At 73.5% G+C, this 4,974-nt stretch carries 4 protein-coding genes; 2 read left to right on the top strand and 2 right to left on the bottom strand.

Going from position 1 to position 4,974, the window contains the following annotated elements; genetic code table 11:
• Both HCN56_RS23505 and HCN56_RS23500 read right to left on the bottom strand, forming a co-directional pair.
• A partial coding sequence (locus HCN56_RS23505; protein WP_167974346.1) for a serine/threonine-protein kinase occupies positions 1–1,003 on the bottom strand: 1,003 nt, incomplete at its 3' end.
• 282 nt (positions 1,004–1,285) lie between these two features.
• Positions 1,286–2,113 carry a menaquinone biosynthetic enzyme MqnA/MqnD family protein gene (locus HCN56_RS23500; RefSeq protein ID WP_167974348.1) on the bottom strand — a complete coding sequence of 276 codons (828 nt, stop codon included), beginning with the start codon at positions 2,111–2,113 and terminating at the stop codon, positions 1,286–1,288.
• Between the two features lie 427 nt (positions 2,114–2,540).
• Here HCN56_RS23500 and HCN56_RS23495 point away from each other — a divergent pair, with 427 nt between their 5' ends.
• Both HCN56_RS23495 and dacB read left to right on the top strand, forming a co-directional pair.
• The gene (locus tag HCN56_RS23495; RefSeq protein WP_003984261.1) at positions 2,541–2,744 is read left to right on the top strand and encodes a cold-shock protein; all 204 of its coding nucleotides are present in this window, start codon (positions 2,541–2,543) and stop codon (positions 2,742–2,744) included.
• A 523-nt stretch (positions 2,745–3,267) separates the two neighbouring features.
• On the top strand, positions 3,268–4,884 hold the full coding sequence (gene dacB / locus HCN56_RS23490; protein WP_209313103.1) for a D-alanyl-D-alanine carboxypeptidase/D-alanyl-D-alanine endopeptidase: 1,617 nt from the start codon (positions 3,268–3,270) through the stop codon (positions 4,882–4,884).
• Positions 4,885–4,974 lie beyond the last annotated feature (90 nt).

The following is a 4,974-nucleotide window of genomic DNA, read 5'->3' as shown; positions in this document are numbered from 1 at the left end:
TGCCCGTCCCGGTCGCCGCTCCGGAGGAGTGCGGCGCGGGCGCCGCGCTGTCCGCCCGCGCGGCCGGGCCCCGGGCGGGCAGCGGGAGCCCGGCCGATTCCGCCTCCAGGTCGAGCAGTTCCACCGCCCGGCGGCTGACCCCGGCCACCACGGACGGCGGCAGCCAGCCGTCGCCCCGGGTGAAGAGCGACGCCGCGCCGGCGCCGTCACTCAGCTCGGCGGCGAGCCGCGCGGGGTCCGGCCGCTCGGCGGCGGTCTTGGCGAGGCAGCGCTCGACCACCGGCCGGAGTTCGTCCGGCACGTCGGCCAGCTCCGGTGTCTCGTACGCGATGCGATAGAGCACGTGGGCCGGGGTGTCGCCGGGGAACGGCGGGTGACCGGTGGTGGCGAAGACGAGGACCGAACCGAGGGCGAAGACGTCGGAGGCGGCGCCGGTGTCGCCGTGGAGGAGTTGCTCGGGGGCCATGTAACCGGGGGAACCGACGTACACGCCGGTCTCGGTGAGCGTGCCGCCGGCGTCGCTGGCGCGGGCTATCCCGAAGTCGATCAGGCGTGGCCCGTCGAGGGTGAGCATCACGTTGGACGGCTTGACGTCGCGGTGGACCAGGCCGAGGCCGTGGACCGCGGCCAGCGCCTCCGCGAGGCCGGCGGCGAGCGCGCGGGCGGTCGACGCCGGCAGCGGTCCCTCGTCGGTCACCACGCGCTGCAGATCGGGGCCGGCGACGTAGCCGGTGGCCACCCACGGCACCTCCGCGTCGGGGTCGGCGTCCAGGACGGGCGCCGTCCAGTCGCCGCCGACCCGCCGCGCGGCGGCCACCTCCCGGGCGAACCGGGTGCGGAACGGCTCGTCCTCGGCGTAGTGCGGGTGCACGATCTTGACGGCGACGGTCCGGCCGCGGGTGTTGCGGCCGAGGTAGACGCGGCCCATGCCGCCGCTGCCGATACGGCGCAGCAGCCGGTAGTCGCCGACGGTGCGTGGGTCGTCCGGTCTCAGCGGTTCCATGGTGCGCGTCTCCCCCTTGTCGGCGCGTGCCTCCGGCCCGTATCCGGGCCGGAGGTGCGGGCGCGCCGCCGTGTCGTGTCGATGCTTCCGCCGACAGGGACGCGGACCGTTCCGTCGGCCGGTTCCCGGGCGTCTACCCCGTCGGGCGCCGTTCGCGCCCCCCGCCGGCCGGACGGGAGCCCGCCCGCTCCGCTCGCCCGCGCAGTCGTCCGGCCGTGGCCGAGAGCGGCGGTCGGTATCGCGCCCGCGGCCGGTACCGAGGCCGCCGACAGGCGCGCGGTGTCACTCCGGCGGCAGGAGTTCGACGCGCGCGCCCTCGATGTCGCCGGTGCGCCGGGCGAACTCCGCCGCGCCCGCGAGCTGGCGCTCGCCGAGCCGGAAGTCGAGGGTGGTGAAGTACCGGCGGAGCAGGTCGGCGTCGAACGCCTCCCACCGCGCCGCCTGCTCGGCGACCTTGTCGACCTCGGCGAGCGAGAGGTCGCGGGACTCGATGAACGCGCGGTGGACGTCACGCACGGTGTCCGGGTGCTCGGCGAGGTAGTCGCGGCGGACGGCCCACAGCGCGAAGACGAACGGCAGCCCGGTCCATTCCTTCCACATCGCGCCGAGGTCGTGTACCCGCAGGCCGAGCCGGGGGGCGTCGTGCAGCGAGGCGCGGAGCGCGGCGTCGCCGATCAGCACGGCGGCGTCCGCCTCTCTCATCATTTCGGAGAGATCGGGAGGGCAGGTGAAGTAGTGCGGTTGCACGCCGTAGCGCTCGGCCAGCAACAGGCGCGCCAGGCGCACGGAAGTGCGGGAGGTGGAGCCGAGCGCCACGCGCGCTCCGTCGAGATCTTCGATCGGGCCCTCGGAGACGATCACGCAGGACATCACGGGACCGTCGCAACCGACCGCGATGTCGGGCAGCGCCACCAGCTGTTCCGCGTGGCGGAGGAACTCCACGAGAGTCACCGGGCCGATGTCGAGATCGCCCCGGGCCAGTTGTTCGCTGAGCTTTTCCGGAGTGTCCTTGGTCAGCTCCAGATCGAGCAGGCTGCCCGTGCGCGCCAGTCCCCAGTACAGCGGGAGGCAGTTGAGGAACTGGATGTGTCCGACGCGGGGTCGTGCCATGGTCGATGCGCTCACGTCTCGCAGGGTACGCCCGCGCCCCGGCGGGCCGCCGGGCGGGAGCCGCCCGGCGCGGTGGCGGCCCGCCCGCACTGCGCGGGACCCGCCGGGGAGGGGCGTCGGCGGCGGCCGTTCCGAACGCCGGCCCAACCGTGGCGGGCCGCGAGCGGAACGCCGCCGAAACGGCGTTCGTGACAGCGGGTCGGGGCTGGTGGAACAGGTTTGCGGAGCCGCAGATATGACCGGCCGCGGGGCAGTGATCTTCCCCCTTCCGGCGAACCATCCCGCGTGCTAGGCTCGCCGCAAGTTGCAGTTTGGTTTCCCTTGCAGTGCGAGCCTGCGGAGCATGTAACCGCAGGCTTTCGTCGTTTTCAGGCTTCTGTGTAGGTTCTGGAGCAGGGCGACCCTGATAGGCCCAAGGAGGGCTTATATGGCTACCGGAACCGTCAAGTGGTTCAACGCCGAAAAGGGCTTCGGATTCATTGCCCAGGACGGCGGCGGTCCCGATGTCTTCGTCCACTACTCCGCGATCAACGCCTCTGGTTTTCGCTCCCTCGAGGAGAACCAGCAGGTGAACTTCGACGTGACTCAGGGCCCGAAGGGCCCGCAGGCGGAGAACGTCACCCCCGTCTGATCATTTCTGGCGTCGCGGTCTCGATCGCCCGCTCCGGAACGTAGTACCCAAGGAGCTCCCACCATCGGTGGGGGCTCCTGCCTTTTGCCCTCGCACGCCCGCACCCGAGCCCCGAGGCGCGCCGCGGCCCCGATCGGCCGCCCCCCGGCGGGAGTTGACCACGTGCGCCGGGCCCCCGCGCCCTGACCGCGCCGCCCGCTCGCCCGGGGGCGCGGTGCCGCCGCCGGGGAAGAGGGCCTCCGGCTCGTCGGGTGGCCGCGAGCGTGGCGTTCGGGCCCCGCGCCGCAGACTCCAGCGGCGCCCGCCCGGTCGCCACACCACCGGCGCGTCCGCCCCTCTTTTCCCGCCGCGCCGTTTGTGTCCCGTCGTTCCGCCCGGAAATGCCCGCGCGTGTTCCGGGTGCCCTTTTACTCCGGTGTGGGCGCCGTCGTGCACTGGCGTCCGGTCACTGCCCCGAGATGTGACACCGATTTTCGGCGCAGCCCCCTTGACCTGAAAAATACTTACGTCATGCTCGGGTGCCATGACGAGACGCCCCCACAGATCCCTGCTGCTCGCGCCGATCGCCGCGTGCCTGGCGCTGACCCTCGCCTGGTCCGCACCGGCCGGGGCCGACCAGAACCGGGCCCCGTTCGCGGACGCCCTGGACGAGATCCTCGACGATCCGCGGCTCGACGGCGCCCAGGCCGGGGTCGTGGTGGCCGATGCGGCGACCGGGGAGGTGCTGTACGACCACAACGGCGCCGACCGGCTGATGCCGGCCTCCAACTCCAAGCTGCTCAGCTCGGTGGCCGCCCTGGACGTGCTCGGCCCGGACCACACCTTCACCACCGAGCTGCGCACGACGGGCCGGGTGGTGGGCGGCGTGCTCCTCGGCGACCTGTACCTGCGGGGCACGGGCGACCCGACGCTGCTGGTGGAGGACTACCGCTCGCTCGCCGCCCAGCTCCGGCAGGCCGGGGTGCGGCAGGTCGTCGGCGACGTGGTGGCCGACGACACCCGCTTCGACACCGAGCGGTTCCACTGGGGCTGGAACGTCGACGACGAGCAGTACTACTACGGCGCACCGATCTCGGCGCTGACCGTCGCCCCGGACACCGACTACGACGCGGGCACCGTCAAGGTGACGATCACGCCCGGCGCGAAGCCCGGGGACCGGCCCCGGGTCTCGCTCGAACCGGACACCGGCTTCCTGAAGGTCGAGAACACGGCGACCACCGGTGAGGCCGGCAGCACACTCCGCCTGCCGCTCAACCGGGTCCACGGCGCCGACGTGCTCACCGTCAGCGGCTCCATCCCGGTCGACGCCCGCCCCACCACCAGCTGGCGCGCGGTCTGGGACGCCACGGGCCACGCCACCGCCGTGTTCCGGGACGCGCTGGCGGAGGAGGGCGTCCGGGTCACGGGCCGGACCCGGCTCGGTCGGGCCGTCCCCGAGGGCAGCCGCGTCCTCGCCTCGCACGAGTCGATGACCGTCGCGGAGCTGATGAACCCGTTCATGAAGCTCTCCAACAACGGCCACGCCGAGGTGCTCGTCAAGGCGATGGGGCACGAGACGGCGGGCGACGGCGGCTGGTCCGCCGGGACAGCCGCCGCCCGGGAGTCGCTGGCCGGGTTCGGGATGGACGACTCGACCTACGTGCTGGCGGACGGTTCGGGACTGACCCGCCGCAACTGGGTGCCCGCCGCGGAGCTGGCGACGCTGCTGGTGGAGGTCCGCGACCAGCCCTGGTTCGACCGCTGGCACGAGGAGCTGCCCGTCGCCTGCGCCGGGGACCGCGCGGTCGGCGGCACCCTCAACGCCCGGATGTGCGGCACGCCCGCCGAGAAGAACGCCCACGCCAAGACGGGCAGCCTCACCGGCGCGACCGGGCTCTCGGGCTACGTCACCGACGCCGACGGCCGGGAGCTGGTCTTCGCCGTCGTCATCAACTACTACATGGGCAGCCACCCCAAGGACATCGAGGACGCGATCGTGGTGACCCTCGCCTCGCACCGGGAGGACGCCCCGGCGCAGCGGGCACCGGAACCGCGGGAGCTGCCGCGCCCCGAGGGGGAGCGGCCGGCCGACGGTCCGGCGCCGGACCACGACTCGCTGGTGGTGAAGCCCGAGGAGCTCACCACCGTCGGCCACCGCTGAGCCCGGCGCCACGAGAGGGACGATCGGCACAGCCGCTCCCACGGGCCAGGAGAACGGCGAACGCCCGGCCCCGCGCATGTCGCGCGGGGC

The organism is Streptomyces lonarensis (assembly GCF_012033735.1).
GTDB lineage: Bacteria > Actinomycetota > Actinomycetes > Streptomycetales > Streptomycetaceae > Streptomyces > Streptomyces lonarensis.
This window is presented reverse-complemented; position numbering and strand designations above follow the sequence as displayed.

Excerpts from the sequence above, each read along its gene's own strand:
- dacB (WP_209313103.1), top strand. The coding sequence starts at position 3,268 with ATGACGAGACGCCCCCACAGATCCCTGCTGCTCGCGCCGATCGCCGCG.
- HCN56_RS23500 (WP_167974348.1), bottom strand. The coding sequence starts at position 2,113 with ATGGCACGACCCCGCGTCGGACACATCCAGTTCCTCAACTGCCTCCCG.
- HCN56_RS23495 (WP_003984261.1), top strand. The coding sequence starts at position 2,541 with ATGGCTACCGGAACCGTCAAGTGGTTCAACGCCGAAAAGGGCTTCGGA.